20 protein-coding genes are annotated in these 26,459 nt (G+C 43.3%); 4 read left to right on the forward strand and 16 right to left on the reverse strand.

The window, feature by feature from the left end; genetic code table 11:
• Window positions 1–80: 80 nt before the first annotated feature.
• The 5 genes from QVO99_RS09090 to QVO99_RS09110 all read right to left on the reverse strand — a co-directional run bounded on the left by QVO99_RS09090 (window position 81) and on the right by QVO99_RS09110 (window position 6,079).
• Entirely contained in the window at window positions 81–1,349 is a 1,269-nt protein-coding gene (locus QVO99_RS09090) for a glycosyltransferase (protein WP_022317292.1), read from the reverse strand.
• Between the two features lie 283 nt (window positions 1,350–1,632).
• Window positions 1,633–2,799 (reverse strand): glycosyltransferase, encoded by a 1,167-nt coding sequence (locus QVO99_RS09095; RefSeq protein ID WP_022317293.1) that lies wholly within the window; start codon window positions 2,797–2,799, stop codon window positions 1,633–1,635.
• Window positions 2,800–2,832: 33 nt separating this feature from the next.
• Window positions 2,833–4,002 carry a diaminopimelate decarboxylase gene (gene lysA, locus QVO99_RS09100; RefSeq protein ID WP_022317294.1) on the reverse strand — a complete coding sequence of 390 codons (1,170 nt, stop codon included), beginning with the start codon at window positions 4,000–4,002 and terminating at the stop codon, window positions 2,833–2,835.
• 45 nt (window positions 4,003–4,047) lie between these two features.
• Complete coding sequence (locus tag QVO99_RS09105) at window positions 4,048–5,364, reverse strand: aspartate kinase (protein WP_022317295.1); 1,317 nt, start codon at window positions 5,362–5,364, stop codon at window positions 4,048–4,050.
• 31 nt (window positions 5,365–5,395) lie between these two features.
• A complete protein-coding gene (locus QVO99_RS09110) occupies window positions 5,396–6,079 on the reverse strand; it encodes a cell division ATP-binding protein FtsE (RefSeq protein ID WP_022317296.1) in 684 nt (227 codons plus the stop codon).
• 560 nt (window positions 6,080–6,639) lie between these two features.
• Between QVO99_RS09110 and QVO99_RS09115 the strand changes: the two genes are divergently transcribed.
• Complete coding sequence (locus QVO99_RS09115) at window positions 6,640–7,278, forward strand: DUF3256 family protein (protein WP_022317298.1); 639 nt, start codon at window positions 6,640–6,642, stop codon at window positions 7,276–7,278.
• 290 nt (window positions 7,279–7,568) lie between these two features.
• Here QVO99_RS09115 and QVO99_RS09120 read toward each other — a convergent pair whose 3' ends face one another.
• From QVO99_RS09120 to QVO99_RS09140, 5 genes are all read right to left on the reverse strand, one after another.
• Complete coding sequence (locus QVO99_RS09120) at window positions 7,569–8,663, reverse strand: nucleotidyltransferase domain-containing protein (protein ID WP_022317300.1); 1,095 nt, start codon at window positions 8,661–8,663, stop codon at window positions 7,569–7,571.
• 397 nt (window positions 8,664–9,060) lie between these two features.
• The gene (locus tag QVO99_RS09125; RefSeq protein WP_022317301.1) at window positions 9,061–9,792 is read right to left on the reverse strand and encodes a YebC/PmpR family DNA-binding transcriptional regulator; all 732 of its coding nucleotides are present in this window, start codon (window positions 9,790–9,792) and stop codon (window positions 9,061–9,063) included.
• 68 nt (window positions 9,793–9,860) lie between these two features.
• Window positions 9,861–12,323, reverse strand: a complete 2,463-nt coding sequence (gene pheT, locus QVO99_RS09130) for a phenylalanine--tRNA ligase subunit beta (RefSeq protein ID WP_022317302.1) — start codon at window positions 12,321–12,323, stop codon at window positions 9,861–9,863.
• Window positions 12,324–12,465: 142 nt separating this feature from the next.
• Window positions 12,466–14,034 carry an NAD(P)/FAD-dependent oxidoreductase gene (locus QVO99_RS09135; protein ID WP_022317303.1) on the reverse strand — a complete coding sequence of 523 codons (1,569 nt, stop codon included), beginning with the start codon at window positions 14,032–14,034 and terminating at the stop codon, window positions 12,466–12,468.
• A 400-nt stretch (window positions 14,035–14,434) separates the two neighbouring features.
• Window positions 14,435–15,025: an OmpH family outer membrane protein gene (locus tag QVO99_RS09140; protein ID WP_042519431.1), complete on the reverse strand. Its 591-nt coding sequence runs from the start codon at window positions 15,023–15,025 to the stop codon at window positions 14,435–14,437.
• A 295-nt stretch (window positions 15,026–15,320) separates the two neighbouring features.
• On the opposite strand from QVO99_RS09140, the gene QVO99_RS09145 reads away from it, so the two are divergent.
• The gene (locus QVO99_RS09145) at window positions 15,321–16,778 is read left to right on the forward strand and encodes an aminoacyl-histidine dipeptidase (RefSeq protein WP_022317305.1); all 1,458 of its coding nucleotides are present in this window, start codon (window positions 15,321–15,323) and stop codon (window positions 16,776–16,778) included.
• 355 nt (window positions 16,779–17,133) lie between these two features.
• Here the strand turns inward: QVO99_RS09145 and QVO99_RS09150 are convergent, their stop codons facing one another.
• From QVO99_RS09150 to QVO99_RS09175, 6 genes are all read right to left on the reverse strand, one after another.
• Window positions 17,134–18,111, reverse strand: coding sequence for a DUF4296 domain-containing protein (locus tag QVO99_RS09150; protein ID WP_288177108.1), 978 nt, complete (start codon window positions 18,109–18,111; stop codon window positions 17,134–17,136).
• A gap of 53 nt (window positions 18,112–18,164) precedes the next feature.
• Window positions 18,165–18,821, reverse strand: coding sequence for a lipoprotein signal peptidase (locus tag QVO99_RS09155; RefSeq protein ID WP_022317308.1), 657 nt, complete (start codon window positions 18,819–18,821; stop codon window positions 18,165–18,167).
• Window positions 18,822–18,826: 5 nt separating this feature from the next.
• Window positions 18,827–19,210: a TraR/DksA family transcriptional regulator gene (locus tag QVO99_RS09160; protein WP_022317309.1), complete on the reverse strand. Its 384-nt coding sequence runs from the start codon at window positions 19,208–19,210 to the stop codon at window positions 18,827–18,829.
• A gap of 44 nt (window positions 19,211–19,254) precedes the next feature.
• Window positions 19,255–22,821 (reverse strand): isoleucine--tRNA ligase, encoded by a 3,567-nt coding sequence (ileS, locus tag QVO99_RS09165; RefSeq protein ID WP_022317310.1) that lies wholly within the window; start codon window positions 22,819–22,821, stop codon window positions 19,255–19,257.
• Window positions 22,822–23,168: 347 nt separating this feature from the next.
• Complete coding sequence (locus QVO99_RS09170) at window positions 23,169–23,702, reverse strand: FHA domain-containing protein (protein ID WP_022317311.1); 534 nt, start codon at window positions 23,700–23,702, stop codon at window positions 23,169–23,171.
• 6 nt (window positions 23,703–23,708) lie between these two features.
• Window positions 23,709–24,842 carry an SPOR domain-containing protein gene (locus QVO99_RS09175; RefSeq protein WP_288177110.1) on the reverse strand — a complete coding sequence of 378 codons (1,134 nt, stop codon included), beginning with the start codon at window positions 24,840–24,842 and terminating at the stop codon, window positions 23,709–23,711.
• Between the two features lie 134 nt (window positions 24,843–24,976).
• Here QVO99_RS09175 and rfbC point away from each other — a divergent pair, with 134 nt between their 5' ends.
• Window positions 24,977–25,525, forward strand: a complete 549-nt coding sequence (rfbC, locus tag QVO99_RS09180) for a dTDP-4-dehydrorhamnose 3,5-epimerase (RefSeq protein WP_022317313.1) — start codon at window positions 24,977–24,979, stop codon at window positions 25,523–25,525.
• Between the two features lie 77 nt (window positions 25,526–25,602).
• Entirely contained in the window at window positions 25,603–26,400 is a 798-nt protein-coding gene (locus QVO99_RS09185) for a DUF4738 domain-containing protein (protein ID WP_288177112.1), read from the forward strand.
• The last annotated feature ends 59 nt before the right edge of the window (window positions 26,401–26,459 follow it).

Genomic DNA, 26,459 nt, shown 5'->3' on the forward strand with positions numbered 1-26,459 from the left:
TTTGAAAAGTTGTTTCTTCATATTATATTGGAGTTGAAAAGCTGCTGCTCCATATCATATGGATTTGAAAAGTTACTTCTTCACATTATATTGGATTTGAAAAGTTGCTTCTGCATTTTGCATAAATCCTTTTCACGTGAGAGTTTTACGGGTACATGCCCTTTTTCAAGGAACATGCTGTGGACGAGGAGTGTGAGGATGCGGGAACTGAACTCCAGTATGCCCAGATCTGAAAGCATCTCTTCGAGCACATATTCGTTGTAGTCTTCAAACCTTGCATAGAGATACAGGTCGGAAAGGTTTCTGCGCGTCACTCTTCGGGTGTCTGTCAGGTGCTTCATGTTGAGAAGCATGACGCAGAGGAGAAGTTCGCTCTTGTATTCTGAATAGTCCTCGGAAACCTGATGCATTCTGGATGTCTTTATCGAAGGCTTGTCCCTTTTCAGTTCGCTCCTGAAGGCAACCACAGAATGGCGGTCCACAGTCTGGGGGTCAAACTCGCCGGGTGTGCCCATCAGCGACTCGTAGGCCATGCGCACCTCGGGAAGAATGTCCTGGTCTGAGGAATGAAGCTGGATGCGTCGCCAATGCTCGGCGGAAAGGGTGGCGAGCTCTGACTTTATCTTCTGCAGGGGCAGGAATACGGTGTCGGCATCCTTGCCGGAAGACAGTATGGCTCCCAATGCCGCCAGACCGTTTTCTATATATACGTCTTTTTCGCTCATCAGCCAGAAGGGATTGCTGTCGATGATCTTCCGGTATACGGAGAACATGGTGGATGCGAGGCGCAGGGTGTCTGCTTCACCGTTGATGCTCTTGATGCGGGTGGCCACGGAAAGGCGGCCCGAACTGCCCAACGCATGACGGAACATCTGCTTCATACGCTCCGTTTCCTGGTTGGAGCTTGTGAGGACAGTGGCTCCGGTGTGCTTGAGAAGCATCCGGGAAACTATCGTCCTCTTCAGCCTCAGGGGCAGAGGGATGTTGCTCAAATGCCAGGGCATCATCGAGTTGTATGGGGAGAAGACCACGGGAATCCTCATAGCAAAGGCCCATCTCATGATCTGAAGAGAATACAGGTCTGCAAATGAATGTATGTGGATTATCTCTGCCGAGGTAGCGGCAACGACATGCCTGAACTGTTTCTTGCCTCCCTTGATCCATGGACGGGAGGAGGAGAAACAATATATCTTGTCTGTCCCTACGCATGCTGCAAATTCAGATTGCTGTGACTTGTCTGTCAACACATAATTAGAGAGGTCTTGTGTGTTGAACGAAAACAAGTCGTCAAGCAGGGTCTGCCGTATTGAACCTGAATCTGAACGTGGAATGCAATGGAGTATATTCATGGCACATGCTTTTAAAAATCAATTCAGTATTTTGGTCAACTCTCATTATCGTATATTGTTGGGGTCAACCTCATCATCGTCTATTGTTGTGGGCAACTCTCATTATTGCCTATAGTTTGGGGCAACTCCAATTATCGTCTATTGTTATAACGTTGTGGAACGGGATATATTGCATCGCACTGGCTTTTTAACGCCCAAACGCTCATCATTGATGTTACATTTTATGACTGCTTGCAGCCTTTGCTTTTTTACAAGCTGATTGATGGCCGTTTGGGCGAGGGGCTTAAAGCTTGTGGCTTATGAAGTCATATTTGTCAGCGAAACGATATTTCAGCAGTCTCATGCAGTTTCTGAAAGGTAGCGTCTGTTCCAGCCACCATAATTTGACGAACGACATTCCGTGAAGATACGGGCGCAGGCGGACGGACAGAATCACCGTGCGCAGAACGAACGACAGGAGCAACGCAAAGACCGCACAGCCGCAGAGTATCCACATCCGGGCGATGGCTGAACAGGCTATCAGGGCGGTAAGCAGGATGTTGGCCGACAGCATGGAAACTATGCCAAGATTGAATGTGAACCTCGGGAGTCTGGAGTTGCGAAGCGTCTTGCGTATTGCAAGATAGTTGAGACACTTGTTTGTCCAACCCTTGTGAGACGGGGTGTCTTCTATCACCATAGCGTCGGGGGATGCAAAGACCAGCGTGTTGGATTCCGTGGAGAATTTGTTTGCCAGGAATTCAAACTCGCCTCTCGTGTATTTCAGATTCCCGTCATAGCCCTTGCCCTCGATGAACATGGATTTTCTGAACAGTACTACTTTGCCGGAATAGCCTGCTGTCCTGCCTCTTTGCGACAGGGCCAACTGGCGATAGAGACTGTAGGTGTTGTCGAAGAGACGGGCTGACGGGGCGTCGGAGCTGAAATTGCTGTAGCCCAACACCATCTGGCAATCGCCGGATATGGACCTGCGGGATATGGAGTCAAGGAATGTGGCTTTCTCCGGATAGCAATCCACATCCGTCAAGAGCACCCAGTCGTATCTGGCTGCCTTCACGCCAATGGTCACGGCAAGCTTTTTCCTGCTCATATAGCGGGACGAAGACGGGATGAAAGTGGTGTATAGCGACGGGGAACCCGAATATCGCTTGAGGATTGACTCAACCTGAGGGTCGTTGCCCGAAACGACTACAATGACCTGATATCTGCCGCCATACGACTGGTCAAGCCATTGTGGCAGATTCTTCTTGAGGTCTTCACCCTCGTCATCAACAGTCATGACTACTGAAATGCCGGGCAATGAAACATCGTTAACAGGCAATGAGGAGCCGTCAATGTCTGACTTCCCTACCTTCAATTTCAGAATCAACGCGTTTACGATTGGAGACAAAAGCGCAAGCAATATTGCAACGCCTCCTAACACCATTGTCTTATCATCAACTACTAACATTTTATACTGCCTTCCTTATAACCAAGTTTTAAGTTAATAATCTATATTCAGCTCCTCAGACACGTAACCGTCAGGCAACTTCCTGCAGTTGTACTGTGAAGCCATAATCTCTCCATAGGCACCTGCCGACCGGATGGCTATAAAATCCCCTCTCCTACTACAATTCAAGTCTGCCGCCTTTGCAAACACGTCGCTCGACTCGCAGATCGGTCCGACCACATCGTAGGTCTCCATAGGCCCGTCGCTTGAAATGTTCTCTATCTTATGATAGGCCTGATACAAAGCCGGTCTTATCAGATCTGTCATTCCGGCATCAAGGATAAGGAACTTCTTGGAAACTCCATCCTTGACATACAACACTCTGGTAATCAACGACCCACATTGACCTACTACAGCACGCCCAAGCTCGAAATGCAAAGTCTGATGAGGACGAAGCTTCAGGAATCTGGCATACGTGTTGAAATACCCCTTGAAGTCGGGAACAGAGGCTCTGTCAGGCTCATGATAGTCAATTCCGAGACCTCCGCCTACATTCAATGACTCAACTATAATATGATGGCGCTCAAGCTGTTGCTGGAGGTCGTTGATGCGATTGCACAACGCCTCAAAGTCGCCCATGTCGAGAATCTGTGAACCTATATGGAAATGCAATCCTCTGAACTTCACGTTCTTCATGTTGACTACAAGACGGATTACCGGTTCCATCTCCTCCATAGGTATTCCGAACTTGTTCTCTGCCAGACCTGTGGTTATGTTAGCATGGGTATGGGCACCTACATCAGGGTTTATCCTGAATGCCACATTCGCGATTTTGCCCTTCGCCCTGGCGATTTCATCAATCACCTCAAGCTCAGGGATGCTTTCGACATTGAAACATTGTATGTCGTTGTCTATGCCAAGCGCTATTTCCCAATCGCTTTTGCCTACACCGGCAAAGACTATCCTGTCATGCGGAAAACCACTACGCAGGGCCGCCTTTATCTCACCTCCACTCACGCAGTCGGCGCCAAGTCCGTAATGGCGGATTACATTCAGTATCTTGGGGTTGGCATTTGCCTTGACTGCATAATGGACACGGAAATTATCGTGTCTGCCTGCCTCTCTGTTTATCTCCTCTAAAGTCTTGCTCAAGAGGGACGTGTCATAGAAATAAAACGGAGTTTCGATTTCCATGAACTTGTCAACGGGGAATATTCCTTTCATTCTTCGTGTTGTGTGTCGTTGTTGTGTGTCGTTTATTGCTTTTCTTTATTTGAAGAGAGTGTCGCTCAAGCTCTGGAGCGCAGCCTTCTTGTCGCTTTCCCGGATGAGAAATGAAATGTTGTAATTGCTGCCGCCATATGAAATCATTCTCACGGGGATGTTCTTCAATGCATCCGTGGCGAGCGTCTCAAAGCCTACATTGCTCCAGTCAAGATCTCCGACAACGCAGACAATGCACATGTCGGTGTCTACGGTCACAGTGCCATACTTCTTCAATTCATCCACTATTTCAGCCAGATGGGTGTCGTTGTCTATACTCATCGAAACGCCGACCTCGCTGGTTGCCACCATGTCGATTGCCGTCTGGTAGCTCTCGAAAATCTCAAAGACTTTTCTCAAGAAGCCAGTAGCCAGAAGCATGCGGCTGCTCTTTATCTTGATAGCCGTGATATTGTCTTTTGCAGCTACTGCCTTGATTTTCCCCCTCAAAGTGACATTATCTATGATAGTGCCTTGAGCTTCCGGTTCCATCGTGTTCAGAAGGCGTACGGGGATGCCGGCATATTTTGCAGGCTGGATGCAAGTAGGATGCAGGATCTTGGCACCGAAATAGGCAAGCTCTGCTGCCTCCTCAAAGTGAAGCTGCCTTACAGCTTCTGTACCGTCAACGATGCGTGGGTCGTTGTTGTGCATTCCGTCAATGTCTGTCCATATCTGTATCTCTTCGGCGTTTATCGCAGCTCCGATAAGCGAAGCGGTGTAGTCGCTGCCGCCTCTCTGCAAGTTGTCTATCTCGCCATAGGCATTACGGCATATGAAACCTTGTGTTATATAGATTTGCTTTCCTTTGACTTCCTCAAGCAAAGCGGTCAATTTCTCCTTGATATACGATGTGTCAGGTTCGCCGTTCTTGTCTGTGCGCATGAAATCAAGTGCCGACAGCAACTCTGCATCGACTCCGCATTCTTTCAGGTAGTTCACGACCATGTTCGTACTCATGATCTCACCCTGTGCCACTATGCTCTTCTCCTCAAAACTAGTGAAGAGGTCTTTTGTGAACGAACGTAGATAATTGAATTCCTCACGGAGAAAACTACGCGTTTCCTTTTTCCATTTTTCTGTAGAATACAAATCTTCTACGTGTGACATGTATTTCTGTTCAAGGCGGTTTATCACTTCGTTGGCGCCTTCCGGATTCTTCCTGTACAGATAATTGGATATCTCAACCAATGAGTTTGTGGTTCCCGACATCGCTGACAACACGATGACAACAGGTTCACCACTGCTAGTTATCAATTTTGAGACACTTTTCATCCTCTCTGGAGAACCAACAGATGTGCCTCCGAATTTCATTACTTTCATAATTATATCTTTTAGTGTTCGCGTGTATTTCCTACATCGACATCTTGTCAATGTCTTGTTCCTCTAATGTGCCGTTCTGGCAACTGTATACGATTCCGGGATATTTGTCAATCATCGGGATGTTGTGGGTTGACATAATGACTGCTGTGCCTTTCTGGCTTATGGATTTCAACAGGGACACGATATTAGAGGCCGTCTCCACATCAAGATTTCCTGTAGGCTCATCAGCTATGATTATCTTTGGAGTATTGAGCAAAGCCCGTGATATAGCTATTCGCTGCTGCTCACCGCCAGACAGTTGGTGAGGCATCTTGTTTATAGCGTCACTCATCCCCACTGCATCAAGCACTTCGTTTATCCGGTCATCTACAGAAGCCTTGTCACGCCAACCTGTGGCGCGCAAAACGAATCTGAGATTATCATAAACTGTCCTGTCGTGAAGAAGCTGGAAATCCTGGAAAATGATTCCTATCCCTTTCCTCAGCTGCGGTATCTGCCTGCGCTTTATTGTCAAAAGATTGTGGTCAAGAACATTGGCACAATCTGCGCTTTCAATGTCAAGTTCACAATACATAGTCTTGAGCAGACTGCTCTTTCCTGCTCCTACCTTACCTATTATATATATGAATTCACCTTCGTCAACATGGAAGTTGACATTCTCCAAAACGCATTTGGATTCTTGGCAAATATTCACATTCTTGAAATCAACTAACATTATATATTGTTCTAATTATTTTTTTAACTTCAATTTCCCTGTTTATCTTGAATGATCAACATATCAAACAACACATACATTAAAGATGTCAAATATACAAAGGACTTTCAGGAAACTATATGGAATACATATTCTCAAAGGTCTCTATTGACAATAATTAATTATGTTTTTAGCGTCTCGATGTATAAATATCAGCGGAAAACGCCTTGTTGACATGAAAATTAATGCAAATATACTATTTTTTAATGACACTAAATTAAACGATATGATAAAAATAGATTTTTATCGTGTTTACTATATATTTATTTCTCCCCGACAACATAATCAGCTCTTGTCGACACCAGATTATTGTCTGTTCCTCGCTAAGGTCGGAATATGCCCTGACATCAATCCATCTTCGATTTGGAATAAACAGCCGGCATGGGCATAAAACACTACACGTTAAATCTCGATCATGATTTTAACGATAATTATTGGGGATAATTGCCAATATAATTTCCAGATAAATGTTTTTTTTATAATTTTGTATCAAACAAATAAACATAATTAAATTCTAGCAGATGAACATTCTAAAGATTATAGCAACATCATTAATAATACTCTCAGGACAAGGGATTTATGCACAGAAAACGATGAAGGACGTTTGGAAAGAAATGCCGGATTCTATTTTGCCAATAATGAACAGCAGTATCCGAAGCGACATTGTTGACAATGACAATGTTGATGAAAATAAAGAAGGAATCAAGAACCTTTTAGGGGGCGAACTTAAATTGGTATCTCTTAATGACAAATTCATTGATGTCAGACTATCAGAGAAATCAGGTGTACAGTTACTGCTTCTGAAAAAAGACACCGGCACAGATCTGATATGCATGAACAGGTATTACGGCAATCCCGCAGCTGAAAGCGATGTGGACTTTTACACCATTGACTGGACCCCAGTTGATACAGAGAAAAACGTAGTAATATCTGTAAGAGATGATTTTTACAGTCAAGTAATTGATTCCCTGAAAAAAGAAACCGGGAAGAAAGAACCTGCAGTATTAGACCCGATAATGATTGTCGTTTCTCTTTCGGATAAAGAAAATGGCGAATTGACATTTAACACATACGTTCCACTTAAAATTTCCACAGATGTGGATTTACCAGACTTTAAAATGCAAAGATGTCTTAAATGGGATGGACGTTGTTTTAAATAATGTTTATTCAGACAATCTTTTTATTGAAACTGTTGCATTTCACTATATAATCAACTATATTTGCAACGTGTTTTTCATGGTATTAGATTATTAAGGTTAATAAAAGATTGGTTGTCGTGAGACAATCAATTTTTTTGTTTTATTGTAAGCTGCTGCTCCCATGGCTCTTGACCAATAAGCACATGCTCATCCGTTCCTTGATGGACGGCTCTTACCGTCCGAACCAAGTCAAAATGTTTTTTTGAGCAACGAAGTCTGGAAAAAACTCGCCAATGAACCCAGCAGTATATCTATGGTCTTTTTCTGTTAACGACGAGACGCCAAAGATAATGCCATATTTTGAAAGGCACTTCCCAAAATACTTCATCTGGCGACAATCGTCGAATTTGAACATTTCGACTATGTTTACGCTTCAGGTTGGCAATACTGCCAACTTCACAATCTCGTGACATACGGACATCAAAATGTCCGAAATTACCCGCTTGCATAATCTCGTTCAAAAGTAGTTCACCATATTCAGCATTTGGGTTGACCAAAAACTTTTCCTCAGGCAATCCGAACACGACATGAAGGACAAACATCAACGCTGAAGCAAAACGCAAAAGCCCAAACCGCTTCAGAAGATTGACAACATATCGATTGTCACCATCTCTTATAATACAGTAATAATAATCCATCAACTGCCGAAGACCTATCCCCTCGTCAAAGAAATGTCTGTAAATATGTATTAGAAGAAAGACGGCATTGAAATCTCTCGTCGGGCAAGCAATCCTCTCCCCTCCTTCTGAAATCATCACACTATTTGCCATCTGATATGGTGCAACCTTATCAAACCAAATCTGCAATCGGATGTTATGAATCGGATTCCAGAGCCATGTAGGACGAAAGTGAACCTCTACGTCTGTATCAGTAAAAAAAAATGCATCCACGTGGTGATACACTATTTCACCAATATCCACATCCAATTTCTTCAAAAGGGATACAATACGCTTTCTTCCCCCAGTCAGCCATATATCAATATCTCCAGGATTGCGCAACATTGGATCTGGATAATACAATGCCACACCCTGTCCTTTTAGCACAGAACTTTTCACGCCCTTCAAAGAAAGCCCCCTATAGAGAGAAACTACCTGTGTGTTGAGCTGCTTGTTCATTTCACGAATTTTACAGGATGATGCATACCATGAAAACAAGATATCACGTGGAGGACGTTGCTCTTGAGGTAATCTCTCAATGACAGGAAACAAAACTCCTAACAAAGTCTGATTATTGGCAATATCGTAAACTTTCGCCCACTCATCCGCATTAGGTGTTCCTGATAAGACGAACCTATGAAAGAGCCCCATCTGTATCAACTCGAAGAAATATTTCTCTGAACTTTCCATTAATTAATTGAAGAAACAATTCATTTTGTCGTATAAAAATCCATGGGATTTACCCCCAAACGGTCATTAGGTCGTTTATTGAATTATTTAATGACTTCTTGCTGTCATTTGTTTTTATAAGATGCCTTTTGTCTGTTTTTAATTCGCAACAGCTCGTATTACTCATTAAAAGCCAAACAAAATCCACTCTTCTAAAATATCAAAATTCAAGCAAGCACTAATGACCGATTTGGGTTAACAAGCCCAACAATTAGATATACGCATTCAATTTCTACATTAAATGTATAATAACATTTTAGGGCAGTTTCGATAATAAAAAAATTTCAGAAACTGCCCTAAATAGTATATGACATTCATTCTATATTAACCAAAAGTACCTTAGAATAAATGTATAGTATTATTCCTCAGCCGGTTTCATGTTAGTATAAACGTTCTGAACGTCGTCATCATCCTCAAGGATATCAACCATTTTGTCGATTACCTCACGTTGTTCAGGAGTAACATCCTTTAGATCCGTTGGAATACGAGTGAACTCAGCACCAGTAATCTCGATACCATTGCCTTCAAGATGCTTCTGCAGATCGCTAAAGCTCTTAGGCTCACCATATATAGTAACCTCGTTGGTCTCTTCATCGAAATCATATTCCTCTTCAACACCATAGTCAATGAATTCAAGGATGAGATCGTCCATATCAAGATCCGCCTGCTTCTTGAATGTAAACACGCACTTCTGATCAAAAAGGAAAGACAAGGAACCTTGTGTTCCCAAGTTGCCACCATACTTGTTGAATACGGCACGCACGTTGGCTACAGTACGGGTTGTGTTGTCTGTCGCGGCATCCACGAAGATAGCCACTCCATGAGGTCCGTATCCCTCGTAGGTTACTTCCTTGAAATCCTTCTGGTCTTTGCCCATTGCGTTTTTTATCGCACGCTCAACGTTAGCATTAGGCATGTTCTCACGCTTGGCAGTCTGAATGATAGCTCTCAGGTGAGGATTGTTTTCAGGATCAGGACCACCAGCCTTGACTGCAATGGCAATCTGTTTGCCAATCTTTGTAAACGTACGGGCCATATGTCCCCATCTCTTCATCTTAGTCGCTTTGCGATATTCAAATGCTCTTCCCATTGGAGTAATTGTTTTATAATGTTTTTAAATTGTTATCTTTTTGAAATACCATCAGTGATTAAAAACCATCATCTCAGCTCAGCGTTCAATTGCTTTTTCAGATTAGCAATCAATTTGGTCATCACTGCCTCGATATGCTTCTCCGTAAGTGTCTTCTCCTCATCCTGAAGGATAAAGTTAACGGCGTAACTCTTCTTGCCAGCAGGAAGATTCTTTCCCTCATATACATCGAAGAGTTCTACTTTTTTAAGCAACTTCTTTTCAGACTGGTAGGCAATCTTTTCTATCTCAACGAATTCTACATTAGAGTCTACCAATAACGCCAAGTCACGGCTTACAGGTGGGAACTTGCTTATCTCATGGAAGTTTACAGTATTCTTGCGTACTGCCTTCATAAGGAGAGTCCAGTTAATCTCTGCATAATATACCGGCAACTCAATATCAAACTCTTTGAGGTGTTTCTTTGCTATAACACCCATTTCGGCAATGAGTTTTCCTCCTCTGTTCTCTATAGCGATTGCTGACGAGAAAATATCATTGTCGCTTTTCTTGAACACGACAGCAGCAAACGACAACCCTACTCTACGAAGGATATTCTCGACATATGCTTTCAGTTCATAGAACGATGTGTCTTCTTCGGGATGAGCCCAACTGCCACTCACCCTCTTACCGGTAAGCCAAAGGCCAAGATGATATTCCTCCTTGTAAGCAGCCTGTGGATTATCCACTGTATGCTTTTCTGCATTGTAATCATAGACATTGCCAAACTCGAAGAAACGAAGATTAGGATTCTTGCGTTTTATATTATATTCAAGACTCTCCAATCCGCCAAACAACAATGTCTCACGCATCACATTAAGATCGGAACTTAACGGATTCATAATGCGAACAAGATGATCTGCATGATAGTGGTTGAGAGCTTTGTAGTAGTCACCCTTTGTAAGAGAGTTGTTCAATATCTCATTGAATCCACATCCTACCAGCTGCTCTCCTATAAGATTTTCAGCTTTATGTTTCAAGTCTTCCTCACCTTTTATCACCAAGGAGCTTTTCAGCTGTGTTGGTATCTCTACGTTGTTATAGCCATAAATCCTCAAGATATCCTCAACCACGTCGCATGGACGCTGCACGTCAACACGATAAGCTGGTATCTGAAGTTTCAGACCTTCGGCATTCTCATCCAGCACCTTCATCTCAAGAGATTCGACAATGCTCTTTATCATGTCTTCCCCAATGACTTTACCAACAAGAGAATTAACGTATTCATACTTTAATTCAACCACAGGATCGGGTATCGGTTCAGGATATACATCCTTTATCTGCATAGACACCTTTGCACCAGCAAGTTCCTTACACAACAGAGCTGCCTGCTTCAGAGCATAAATCACTCCGTTTGGATCTATACCACGCTCAAAACGGAAAGATGCATCAGTACTCAATCCATGACGACGAGCACTTTTACGTATCCAGGTCGGATGGAAATATGCGCTCTCAAGCACTACATTCACCGTAGTATCGTAAGTGCCACTACCCTTGCCACCAAAAACGCCAGCTATACACATCGGTTCTTCAGCATTGCATATGGCAAGGTCGCGCTCACTGAGCTTATGTTCCACTCCATCAAGAGTAACGAAAGGCGTTCCCTCTGGCATAGTCTTAACTACTATCTTGTGATTCTTCACCATATCTGCATCAAAGCAATGCAGTGGCTGTCCATATGCCATCATCACATAGTTGGTAATGTCAACTATGTTGTTTATCGGACGAATGCCTATTACGTTGAGTTTTTTCTGAAGCCATTCCGGACTTTCGGTAACCTTACAGCCTGTCAGACTAACACAAGCATAACGTTTACAAGCCTCGGCACACTGAATTTCGACATCAATCGGAAGACATTCATTGTCAACTTCAAATGCATCGCAGCCCGGACGATGGAGACTTGTCTCATAGCCATTACGTTTCAACCACGCATAGAGATCACGTGCCACTCCCCAATGCGAAAGAGCATCCGCACGATTGGCCGTGATGTCGATTTCTATCAACCAGTCACTCTCCAGATTATAATATTCTGCAGCGGGTGTACCCTCTTTAGCAGTATCCGGCAAAACGATGATACCATCATGGCTTGTACCTACACCTATTTCATCTTCGGCACATATCATACCATAGCTTTCCACTCCGCGTAGTTTAGACTTCTTGATAACGAATTCCTTATCGCCATCATAAAGCACACAACCCAAATCTGCCACAATAACCTTCTGACCAGCAGCAACATTAGGTGCTCCGCACACTATCTGAGAAGGGGTTTCATGTCCTAAGTCAACAGTTGTAACATGTAAATGATCCGAATTGGGATGGGCCTCACAAGTAAGGACCTTGCCTACAAACAGGCCTTTGAGACCACCTTGTATACTTTGCACTTCCTCAAGAGAATCTACTTCAAGACCTTCAGAAGTCAAAGCGTCGCATACTTCTTGTGGAGTAAGGTTGAAATCAACATACTCCTTCAACCATTTGTAAGATATATTCATTATGATGTATTTTTACAATTTCGTTTGAGTCGGGACAAAAGTACTAAAAAATAGGCTATTAAACAAACCTTTACCTAAAAAATGACAATATGTCCTGACGTAACCTTCTAAAACGCCTATTCTCTTTCTGAATGAAAGGCAGTTAAAGTCTGGCTACATATTCAGCTGCTGCATCGGCACATCGCTCTCCATCTACTCCTGCAGAGACTATTCCGCCTGCATAACCAGCACCCTCGCCACACGGGAAGAGCCCATGTAAAGTAACATGCTGGAGAGTCTCTTTGTCTCGCAATATCCGTACTGGTGAGGAAGTCCTTGTTTCTACCGCCATAAGCACAGCGTCGTTTGTCAAGAAACCGCGACTCATACCGCCAAATTTCACGAACCCCTGCTGCAATCTATGGCTTATCATTGGGGGCAACCAAAAATGCAACGGACTGGAAATCAATCCCGGAGCATAAGATGCCTTTGGCAAATCATAGCTAAGCTTCGACTTCACGAAATCTCCCATTCTTTGTGCAGGAGCAGTCTGCCGCATATTGCCGTTTATCCAGCAATCACGTTCCAATTTTTCCTGAAAAGCCATCATTTTCAAATCCCCTTCTCCGTCTATGTCCTCCGGCCTAACCTCTACGACCATACCACTGTTAGACCATTGTGTTCCTCTATTGCTGGGACTCATGCCGTTGACAACAATCTGCTCCTTGTCAGTAGCCGCAGGAATAACGAAGCCACCCGGACACATGCAGAAAGAATAAACGCCCCTACCCTCAACCTGAGTGACAAAACTATATTCTGCTGCAGGCAAATACTTGCCACGTCCTTTCTTGTTATGATACTGAATCTGGTCTATTAGCGCAGCAGGATGTTCAAGTCTAACTCCGACTGCAATGCCTTTTGCCTCTATCGCCACGCCAGCCGAGCCAAGATACCGATACACATCACGGGCAGAATGGCCAGTGGCAAGGATAACCGGTCCATGGAAAACCTTCTGGATGCCATTCTGGAGGTCTATGCATTCAACGCCTATTACCGCATCACCTTCAACTAACAATGAAGTCATCTTAGTTTGGAAATGAACTTCACCACCACATCTGATTATAGTATTGCGCATTGATTCTATGACCGACGGAAGCCTGTCGGTACCTATATGCGGATGAGCGTCTGAGAGAATTGATGCAGATGCACCGTGCTGGCAGAAGACATTGAGTATTTTTTCTATGTCGCCCCGTTTCTTACTTCGAGTATACAGTTTTCCATCAGAATATGCCCCTGCTCCACCCTCGCCAAAGCAATAATTGCTCTCTGGATCTACTTTCTGCATCTTGGTTATAAGCGACAGGTCTTTCTTTCTGTCCCGCACATTCTTGCCACGCTCTAAGACTATTGGTCTAAAGCCTTTCTCCACAAGCCTCAGGGCAGCAAAAAGACCTCCCGGACCGGCTCCTACCACAATGACGCAGTTGCCATCCGACACATCATTATATTCTGTATGCACGTACTCCTCGTCTGTCGGTTGTTCATTTATGTATGTCCTCACTTTAAGATTCACAAATATATTGCGTTGCCTAGCATCAATACTACGTCTGAGCACTCGCACTGACGTGATTGTCCGTGTATCAATTGCCAGTTCTTCAGCAAGATAATCCTTCAATAGACTTTCTGTAGCCGCAATCTGAGGAGCGACTCTAACATGTAACTCTTTTATCATATTATCATTTATATTGATATCAGCATCCTGAAAAGAAATCGCCATTCTCCATTAAGGCAAAAGACTGCTTTGACAATGCGGAAACAACGCCATGAAGACATGCGAACAAGTGTTTCTTATGCAAGACAAAGGTTACACAGAACAACAATCAAGCAAAAATAACAATGAGCACAATAAGAACTCAGTGTTAATACCCACCTATTCCGACAGAAGAAGACACCCCATTAAAGCATCTAAAATACATTCAACATATAGAGACCAATGTCTTCTGCCTGTCAATCATATTTCATCAATGCAAAACTACACCTATATCATAGGACAAGAACGACGATGAAAAGCGAAATAAAAAATTAAGGAACGAATCCTTGGTATCGTCCCTTAACCTTTATTATCATCGTATTTATTTCTTAGCTGGCTTATAAGCCTTGTTCAAGCCTGCGATAACCTCATTGGTTATATCGTATGCTTTGTCAGCATAGAGAATATTATCACCGGCCTTGCTCAATATCAAGCCATACTTCTTGTCTTTATTGTATGCAGCAAGATAATGCTGTATACTATCGCGCAATGCCTTGTTGAATGTATTGGTCTCATTCTGGAACTCTGCTCCTAGTCTCTGCTGAAGAGCCTGCAAGTCAGCACCCTGTTTTTGAAGATTTGCCTGGACAGCCTCAGCCTGTTGCTGAGTATATTTGTTGTTCTGTACATCCTGCTGAAACTTTGCAGCTGCAGCCTGCAAAGAATTCTGCTTAGCAGCCAGAGTGTTTTCTATATTCTGACTCTTTTTCTGGAGTATAAGTGAATATTCCTTACAGAATTTATACTGTGACATGATTGAGTCTACCTCAACATAAGCAATCTTTACAGAGCCAGACTGAGTAGCATGAGCCTGAGTCTTTTCATCAACCTTTTGCGCTTCCTTGTTGCAAGAAGCCATTGCCAGCAAAGCAATCGCCATAACTGACATTACACGAACCATTTTCTTGTTCATCTTATTAATATTCCGTTTTTTGTTATTACCAATTTATATTTGCCATCAGACACCGCATATATAACGGATTCTCCCTTAATTATTGCATATATTGCAAATATTAACATGCGCAATAAGCGGTTTTCAAGCTTTTTGCCTAAATTTGCATGCAAAGATAGAATATTATATGAAAAATAAAGAATGAAGAATGAAGAATTTTGGTCAAGCTACTGATTTTATTGACGTTGCTAACAATATTTTCATCATTCAAAGATTCTGAACTTACAAACTTTAAACTTTAAATAAATATACATTTATGAACAACAGCGAATTAAAACCAGCTTGTGTCTTTGAACAATTTGCAAGGGTCAACCAAATTCCCCGCCCTTCTAAACACGAAGAGAAGATGATTGAATTCTTGAAAGAATTCGGAGAGAGCAGAAACCTCGACACACAGGTAGACAAGACAGGCAACGTAATCATCAGGAAACCTGCTACCAAGGGATACGAAGACCGCAAGACCGTAATTCTGCAGAGCCACATGGATATGGTTTGCGAAAAACTTGTAGACGTCGATATCGACTTCACGAAAGACGCTATCCAAACTTATGTTGACGGTGAATGGATGAAGGCAAAGGGAACTACTCTGGGAGCTGATGACGGTATCGGATGTGCCATCGAAATGGCTATTCTCGACAGCAACGAGATAGAGCACGGACCTATTGAATGCGTATTCACACGCGACGAGGAAACAGGACTTACCGGAGCTCACGGAATGGAGTCTGGATTCATGAAAGGCAACATGCTTATCAATCTGGATAGCGAAGACGAAGGACAGATATTTATAAGTTGTGCCGGTGGACAGACAACTACTGCAACCTTCAAATTCAACAAGGAAGAGGCTCCCGCTGACTATTTCTTCATGAAGGCAAGCATCAACGGACTCGTAGGCGGACATAGCGGTGACGACATCAACAAGAAGCGTGCAAACTGCATCAAGTTCCTTACCCGTTTCCTCTTCACCGAGCAGGAGAAGACAGACCTCCGCTTGGCTAACTTCAATGCCGGCCGCATGCACAACGCTATCCCCCGCGATGGAATGGTAGTGTTCGCCGTGCCTGCAAAAGACAAGGAAACCATAAAGGCTGACTGGAACATCATGGTAGCAGGATTTGAGGATGAGTTCCACGTAACAGAACCAAATATGACCGCCGCCCTTGAGAGTTGCGAGGCTGAAAGAGTTTTACCGAAAGAGAACTCTACAAAGTTCATATACGCCCTTCAAGCCGTATATAACGGTGTATTGGCAATGTGCCAGGACAAAGAACTTGAATGGATGGTGGAGACATCCAACAATGTTGCAAGTGTTGTAACGAAGGATACAGAAATCGTTGTAGTAGCTTCACAACGCTCAAACGTGATGAGCAACCTGCAGAATATGACAAACACAGTCAAGGCTGCTTTCATATTGGGAGGAGCTGAAGTCACTGTTGACGACTCTTACCCAGCATGGAAGATGAATCCAAACAGCGAGCTGACAAAGATAGTTGTTGAAACATACAAGAAACTTTTCAAGAAAGACCCAATGGTAATCGGTATTCACGCCGGTCTGGAATGTGGTCTCTTCTCAGAGAAATATCCACAGATGGATATGGTTTCTTTCGGACCTACACTCCGTGGCGTTCACTCTCCAGACGAGCGTCTTCTCATTCCTACCGTACAAATGGTTTGGGATCACCTGTTAGAGATTCTAAAGAACATGCCTAAGAAATAACAAGATCAGACTCTAGAAAAGAGAACAACAATAAAAGCTGAACCGCACATGTAAAATGCAGTTCAGCTTTTATTGTTGTTTCATATTAAAACGATGACACCACGAACTGGAAAGGCATCATTGAAAACAGGACAAAAAGCAGATTCGGAAAATCACTACACCAACCATATAATGCGCCCCTTTTCTCTAACCAACTTTACCGACGTGGGTATCCATTCAGTAAAAGGCAGCTCAGACAATAAGGGATAATAATCAATCACCTCATCATCCCGCAACTCAACAACATAGCGCCCTAGTTCCTTTCCATCTAAAGAAACACCATTAGATGCTATCCTACGTGTGAATCCCCTCCTGCTCATGATATCTTGTCAGAAAGTTTATTATCCGTCATCCTCATCAGCTTATCAGGTTGTGGGCCAATTTCCCTAAGAGGCTGAGGAGACTGCTTGACAGGTTGCGGATGTTGAGACTGTTCAGTAACGGGTTTCAGCCCATCAGCCTTTACAGAATCAATTACATCTACGGAAGAAGCAGCTGAAGATGGGATACCGTTTACATGACATCTTATCAAACGAACGTTTTCAACGAACATCAGCTTCAAAGTCGTCTGAGAAGAGTTTGCCGAACCTTGCAAAGTAATAAAGCCACTTACATTCTTTATACCAAGCCTTGCATCATCAGATATCGCCAAATCATAGCTCGTTGACTCAGAGAGATGGACAGTACGAGTTGCAACACTGTCGTTGGAGAATCTTACAGCCAACAGAGCCACGCCATCTTTATACCCATCCTGGAAGATGAACTGTGTTTTAAAACTCAACACGATTTTATCCCCATTGTGGAAAGCCGTATCTGCAGACAAAGTAAAGGATCTGACATTGTTGGGAGGAAGAGTGGCCAACATAAATGACGTGGCATCTTTCCAGACATTTGCCGTATCGCCTTTCTCCATACTGTCTCCAAAATTGCCTATATCACTTGCCGAAGCACCTAATGCTACAGCCTCGTCACCAAGACGTTTTGTCAGATTCTCGTAAATCTTCTGAAATCTGTCCGAATGACGACTATAATAAACAAGTGAAGAGTCAAACAACGCTTGTGAAACTCCATGTTCCCTCAATACAGACATCTCATACATGATTCGCTTCATTCCGTCATCAGAGTTGTCATCAAGCATACCCAAAGCTATGTGATAGTCATACAAGATATCTTCCATCTCGTCAGGTTGCAGATATTCGCCAGGAACCTGTGGCTTGCACGAATACAGCAAAGAGCAGGACAGAAACAGCAATGTAAGAAAATAGAAACCTCGTTCCATCATTTGTTTATTCAAAACCTTACCCTAAAAAAATCCAAATTCCATTGTCGCCCATCAAAAGGGCAGAATCACTCTGGCTCATCTCTTCGCATTGACTTTTTAGAATCCGAAGACAATTGTGCAAGTTCCTGACGACAGAAAAGCACAAGAAGTACAAAACCTACACTGATACAACTATCAGCGAAATTGAATATCGGACTGAAAAAAACGAATTCATCACCTCCACAAACCGGTACCCATTCAGGCCATGTCGTGACTATCAACGGAAAATAAAACATATCCACGACCCTACCTGTAAGGAAGCCGGAATAGCCTTCTCCAAACGGGACGAGATAAGATGTGAAATAAGGCGATGAGCCACTGAATACAAGACCATAGAACATACAATCTATAAGATTGCCCAAAGCTCCTGCAAAAACAAGGCCAAGGACAATAATATAGAACGTACGTGCTCCAGTTTTCACCTGACGGCAAATATACCATCCAAGCAAACTGATCAAAACTATACGGAAAACGCTTAGAACAGGCTTGTTTATAAACGTCATGCCATATGCCATGCCGTTGTTCTCAATAAACTTTATATAAAACCAGTCCGTTATATGGATCTGTCCTCCCAACGGCATTCCTGTCTTAACCTCAATCTTTATGAACTGGTCGATAAGGAGTGCCAGTATTATCACGACGCTTACGAGAAGCCCTTTCTTGTTTACCTTAATAAATGCCATCGTTTTTATTTCTTTCTTGCATTCTTCGATGCAACGCTCAATGTTGCGTGAGGCACGATGCGAAGGCGCTCCTTAGGTATCAACTCGCCGGTAATACGGTCGATTCCATAAGTCTTGTTTTCTATACGCACCAATGCAGCTTCAAGTCCCTGTATGAATTTCTGTTGACGGCTAGCCAACTGCATCATCTCTTCCTTTGACTGCGTCGTACTACCCTCCTCCAACACTTTGTATGTAGGCGAGGTGTCGTCAACGTCATTACCATCAGCGTTCATCAAAGAGCGCATCATTTGACTATAATCGCGGCGTGCGAGAGCCAACTTTGAGTTTATTATCTCACGGAACTCTTCAAGTTCCTCATCGCTATAACGTGTTTTTTCTGTTGCCATAATATTGATTTCTTAAGAGTTAGACATATAAAGCAACTAAGGCATTACGCCTTAGCTACTTTGATGTTGATATTCAAATCTTCGATTTCAGCTGCTATTCCATCGTTGTCTGCAATACATACATTATCAGCGAGGACCTGCGCCTTGATATAATCAGCAAATCCTGCCAGTGCTGCTTCCACTTTGGAATCTGGAGAAAGCGTCACGTTAATACGGTCTGTAATCTCCAGACCTATCTCTTTACGGATATTCTGGATACGGTTGATAAGTTCACGTGCCATTCCCTCATTAAGCAGCTCGTCTGTAAGCTCGACATCGAGAGCGACAGTAAGGTTACCTTCATTGCTGACAAGCCATCCTGGGATATCCTCACTGATTATCTCTACGTCAGTTGCTTCAACAACAGCCTTCTGACCTTCAACCTCGAGCTCATAAGAACCTGTTGTCTGAAGTTGTGAAATCTCTTCCTGAGAAAGATTACCCATTGCTGCTGCAATACCCTTCATGAGCTTTCCGAACTTCTTTCCCATCGTACGGAAATTACATTTCACCTTCTTCACCAATACTCCAGAGCCTTCAACGAAGCGCAATTCCTTGACGTTTACCTCGTTCTTTATCAAGTCCTTGACTGCCTCTATATGATTCTTTTGTTCATCATCAACTGCAGGAATCATGATAGCCTGAAGCGGTTGCCTTACCTTGATATTTACTTTGCGACGAAGAGCAAGCACCATTGATGTGATTTTCTGTGCCATTCCCATACGGATTTCCAGATCCGAATCGATGAAGCTCTCGTCTGCCTCAGGGTATTTAGCCAAATGTACAGACTGTTCTCCACCTCTGCCCGTTGCTTTGGTCAGATCGAGATAGAGTTGGTCAGAGTAGAAAGGAGCAAAAGGCGCCAACAGTTTGGCTACAGTCTCAAGACATGAGTAGAGAGTCTGGTAAGCCGACAACTTGTCCTTGCTCATCTCCTTGCCCCAGAAGCGTTTACGGTTCAGACGTACATACCAGTTGCTGAGGTCATCGTTTACGAAATTGTCAATCAGTCTGCCCGCACGTGTCGGGTCATAATTGCCGAGTTCTTTGTCAACACCCTTTATCAATGAATGAAGTGCGGAAAGAATCCAGCGGTCAATCTCCGGTCTCTCATTCAGAGGCACTTCAGGCTGAGAGTAGTCAAAGTCGTCTACATTAGCATAAAGACTGAAGAACGAATATGTATTGTATAGGGTGCCGAAGAATTTTCTTCTAACTTCGTCTACTCCCTTCTCGTCAAATTTCAAGTTGTCCCATGGCTCTGAATTCGTCATCATATAGAAACGCACCGGATCAGCACCATACTTGTCAATCATCGTGAACGGGTTAACGACATTTCCTTTGTGCTTCGACATTTTGTCTCCCTTGGCATCAAGAACGAGTCCTGTAGAGATGACGTTCTTGAAAGCGACACTGTCGAACACCATAGTTGCTATGGCATGCAGAGTGAAGAACCATCCACGTGTCTGGTCTACTCCCTCGTTGATGAAATCCGCAGGGAAAGCCAGACGCTTGTCTATCAGTTCTTTGTTCTCAAACGGATAGTGAATCTGCGCATAAGGCATAGAGCCTGAATCAAACCACACATCAATAAGATCGGTTTCTCTCTTCATTGCCTTTCCTGTAGGGCTTACCAAAACGATATTATCAACGTATGGTCTATGGAGATCCACCTTGTCATAATTATCCTTTGAATAGTCACCTGGAACAAATCCTTTGTCTTTCAAAGGATTTGACTTCATATATCCCGCCTCTACACTCTTTTCTATCTCATCATAGAGTTCCTGAAGCGAACCGATACAGATTTCCTCTCCATCTTCATCACGCCAGATCGGAAGCGGTGTTCCCCAGAAGCGTGAACGAGAGAGGTTCCAGTCATTAAGATTCTCAAGCCAGTTGCCAAAACGTCCTGTTCCAGTTGATTCTGGCTGCCAGTTGATTGTCTTGTTGAGTTCTGCCATACGCTCCTTCTTTGCAGTGGAACGTATGAACCAGCTATCCAGCGGATAATAGAGGATAGGTTTGTCTGTACGCCAGCAGTGTGGATAATTGTGCACGTGCTTTTCTATCTTGAACACGCTTCCCTCCTGTTTCATCTCCATACACAACACGATATTCAGGTCTTCAGCTTTTGCTGCAGCCTTCTCATCATATTTACCGTCCACGTTGAATTCTGGAGCATAGGCGTTCTTTACGAAATCACCTGCATGATGTCCGTATTTTCCTTCATCCACGCAATCTTTCACGAAGTTTGCGTCAAGTTCATCAAGCGTGTAATATTTACCCTGCAGGTCAACCATAGGACGTGTCTCACCCTTCTTGTTAATCAGGAACAGGGATGGAATTCTAGCATCCTTAGCCACCTTGGCGTCATCTGCACCAAATGTTGGGGCGATGTGCACGATACCTGTACCGTCTTCCGTAGTGACATAGTCACCAAGGATAATGCGGAAAGCGCTGTCTTCCATTTCAACAAAGCTATCCTTGCCATTCTCTGCGACGAAGACTTTTTCGGGATGTGCCGAAGCATATTCGGCAACGAATGCAGGAGAGTTTTTATCAACCTTAGCCGTTGGCTTAACCCATGGCATCAGCTGCTTGTAATGTAATCCCTCAAGTTCAGTACCCATATACTCGCCAACGACACGATAAGGAACAACCTTGTCGCCATGCTTATAGTCATCCATCGGAGCCTCACTTCCTTCTGCCTTAAAATAGGAATGCAGAAGCGGTTCGGCGATTATGACAGTCACCTGCTCGTCATTGTAAGCATTGTATGTCTGTACAGCAAGGTATTTTATGGATGGACCCACACAAAGAGCAGTGTTTGAAGGCAAGGTCCAAGGAGTTGTCGTCCACGCCATGAAATATGGCTTGCCCCATTTCGTCCATTCTTCTTTCGGGTCAAGCACCTCAAAGAGGGCAGTACAGGTTGTATCCTTCACATCCCTGTAACATCCGGGCTGGTTAAGCTCGTGAGAACTGAGTCCCGTTCCTGCACCCGGACTGTAAGGCTGGATGGTATATCCTTTATACAGAAGATCCTTGCTGTACAACTGCTTCAGAAGCCACCACAAGGTTTCAATATATTTATTCTCGTATGTTATATAAGGATGGTCAAGATCTACGAAATATCCCATCTCCTCAGTTAGTTTTCTCCATTCGGCCGTGAACTTCATTACGTTCTCACGACACTTGTGGTTGTAATCCTCTACAGAGATATATTTGCTTGACTCTTTGTTGTCAATGTCTGCTTTGGTAATGCCAAGTTCCTTTTCCACTCCGAGTTCAACAGGCAGTCCGTGGGTATCCCATCCAGCCTTGCGGTGTACCTGCATTCCCTTCATCGTCTTATAGCGGTTGAAGGTATCCTTGATTGAACGGGCGAGCACATGATGAATGCCTGGATGACCATTTGCCGAAGGAGGACCTTCGAAGAACACAAACTGTGGACATCCCTCACGCTCATCAATAGACTTGTGGAATATATCATTCTTATTCCACATTTCCAATATCTCATTGTTTACTTTTGTCAGATCCAAGCCTGAATGCTCGGCAAATTTCTTGGTCATATGTTTTTTTGTATTTGTTTCTTTACATTCTATTATCGAGCGGCAAAGATACACAAAAAATATTTTTCTGCAAAATACTTTATAAATTCTTTGCCATTAGACAAATAGAAGCCGTTCCATTCCTATTTATTATTACACGTTTAAAACAAAGAACGGATGAAGACAATGCAAAGGAAACAAGTTATGTTCCAAAAGAAAAGGAATACATATGGAGTACATACAAAAAATTCACTGAATTACATGTTGCAACTCAGTGAGTTTCATATCATAAGTAGCCGAGTTTTACGGCTTAACCCTATCAGTAATATTCCTTATCTGCACTCTTTTCTGAATGCATAAAGAATAAATCAATCATCTTCTTCTGCTGCACGCAGTATTATGCTAGTAGCTCCGAGAGTGAACAGAGTGCCGTCATAAATCACGCGACGCTCTTTATCGCCAAGGATTTCATTGTCTACGAAAGTTCCAGTATAACTAGGTCCATCGCGCAATATATATTTTAGCTTGCCCGTCTTCTTGTCTCTCGAAACATTTATAACGCAATGGCTGATATCCATACTCGGGTCGTTTGTCTCTATCTTCAAGTCCACCTTCGCATTTTTCATATAGCGACCTATTATATTGTCACCCATCTTCAATGGCAAGACTTGTTTATAATGGAAGACATTCTCAATGACGACGATTGAACCACATCCATTCTCATCCGCATTCTCGTCTGGATTCTCGTCTTTCTGGCGTTCACGCAATTTCGACACACCCATTCGTATACCGAATTCCTTGCCACACTCTGGGCATTGGAATACCAAAGACTGTCCGTCGGCATACTTTGTCTCGTCGAATATGATGTAGTTGTCACATTTAGGGCAGCGTACTCTTTTCATCTTTTTTTAGTTTTCCTTATATATCCAAGAACTTGAAAACGTCTCATTTTCACGAAGTTGTGTCAATTCGCTTAAAGCTTTCATTTTAGATTCGTAATTACCATATACCACCTTCAAGGATTCACCCTCCTGCTCAAGGACTCTCGCCTCAGTCAACCCCTGCTTATGCAGACTCTTGACGAAAGCGTCGGCATTAGACTTGGTTATTCTGCAAGCCAGAACAATGCAATAGACTTCCGTCTGCATGTCTTTCTGCTTCGACACAGGTTCCACTCTTTTTATTGGGGGCTCGATCTCTTTATCCACAATATTGCCAGACTTGGCACTTGGAATGGCATTGATTTTCTCACCCACTACATTGGTTACTCCTGAGTTCGCATCTCTGGAAACCAAGTTATATAATAGACCGCTACCGATTCCACTCATTGAAACCGACGTCTCGTCATTTACATTATTAATCGGTGTCGCCAACATGAAGAAAGCCAAGACGGCACACGCTACGGCCAACACGTTACGTATCAGACTGACCTTTATACTGATTGTCTTCTCCGAATCAACGTCACCATCAGCGCATAGTTTATCTGCGAGTTTCGATTCACCATACGGGAACACTTGCTGCGACTGCTGAGCAGCAGACTTTTCAGACCCACCCTGCTCCTCTGTAATAGATTTCACCGGCATATCAATTGCTGCAGGAATTGTCGCAGTCACGCCATCCTCAAGCAATAGAGACACATCTACACTCGACAAGCCATACAAAGACGGAGTAAGGATACCAGACTCACAAGGGTCGAATTCATAACGGCCGTCAGCATTCACGACTAAAGTTCCGATGTCGCTCAAATCATAGAAACCGTCTTTTTCCAACACCGATTTCAGTTCGCCAACTTCCTCGTCTATCTTTCTCATCGCCTCCGGATAGCTCATGTCGTACGCCTCGACATACGACTGCGCCAGAAGGGAGTCGTTCATATCGAGTTTCTGGTTGAACCCAAGCGTACGCAACGGCGGAAGATACACACCATCACGGGCATCATAGCGAGCATCTATATGATGCGCCACAAAGCCTCCCAAGCCTGGCACGACAACACAGTCATTGTCCAAAAGCAATATTTCAATATGTCTTTTCAATTCTATCACGTTGCAAAATTACACTTTTCCCATTACAATGCCAAATAAAACTTTCAAAACCAATCGGTGAAATAAAAAAAAGTAAAAAACACATACGGAATAAAATAATATTGATTACTTTTGCAACAAAATAAAATACGACCATGAACTTTATAAAGACCGCGATTGATGGAGTTTTCATTATAGAACCAAAAGTCTTCAACGACCCAAGAGGTTATTTCTTTGAGGCATTCAAACAGGAAGAATTCGAAAAGAACATCGGAAACGTGAACTTCGTGCAAGACAACGAATCGAAATCGTCTTACGGCGTCTTAAGGGGACTCCACTATCAAAAGGGAGAATATTCGCAGGCGAAACTCGTAAGGGTAATCAAAGGCAAAGTGGTTGACGTGGCTGTAGACATAAGAAAAAGCTCACCCACATTCGGCAAACACGTGATGGTGGAACTCAGCGAAGACAACAAAAGACAACTTTTCATACCGAGAGGATTTGCCCACGGATTTCTTGTCTTGAGCCAAGAAGCAATATTCACATACAAGGTAGACAACGTGTATGCCCCACTGTATGAAGCATCCATACGATTCGACGACCCGGAAATCAACATAGAATGGCCTATCGAAAAAAAAGACGTGCATGCAAGCGACAAAGACTTCAACGGAAAACTATTTTCCGAGGCAGTCTTGTTCGAATGATGCAAATACGCCGACAATCTCTTGACAGAGACTCAAAATGAACACAGATGCCTTATGGCACACAACATCTAATGACAATGAACATAAAGACTTTCATCCTTTTGGCTTTCTTGTGCACGACTGCCTTTTCATGCAAAAACAAAGGAGAAGACACAGCCGTACGTACAGAAGACCTGAAGGCAAAACAACTTTTTCAAGGCATATGGGTAGACTCTGACGAAGAGAATGTCGTCTTCAAAGTCAAAGGGGACACCATATACTACCCAGACTCCCTGAGCCAGCCTATCAAATTTGCCATATATGGCGACACTCTGGAACTAAAAAGCGCAAACGACTCTAAATACGCCATATTAAAACAATCGGCGCATATATTTGAATTTAAAAACTCAAATGGCGACATAGTGAAACTGATAAAAGGCGAAGACCCGAGCTTTGAACTACAGTTCGCCAACAAGAAGCCAACGAGCGTAAACCAGAACAAGACAATTAAAAGCGACACCATATTATTCTGTAACAATGAGAGATACCACTCTTACATTCAAGTAAATCCTACAACATATAAAGTGTTGAAGACATCATATAATGATGACGGGCTGGAAATCGAAAGCGTATATTTCGACAACACTATCCACCTGGGGATCTTCAAGCAGGAAACAAAGATTTTCTCAAAAGACTTTAAGAAAAGCGACTTCACACAATATGTTCCCAAAGACTTTCTGAAACAGAGCGTATTGAGCGACCTTACAGCAAGCACATCCGACAGCAAAGGATTCCACTATATAGCAGAACTCGCCATCCCCGACAGCTATGTAAGCTACATGGTGAATATTGTCATAACGACTGACGGAAAGATTTCAATGAACGTAACGAAATAGAAGGCCAAGACGCAAAGAAGCCAAAGAAGTTCAAAACGAACATCTTCTGAACTCCGAAC

The sequence above is a fragment of the Prevotella sp. CAG:592 genome, from assembly GCF_000436015.1.
Taxonomy (GTDB): domain Bacteria; phylum Bacteroidota; class Bacteroidia; order Bacteroidales; family Bacteroidaceae; genus Prevotella; species Prevotella pectinovora.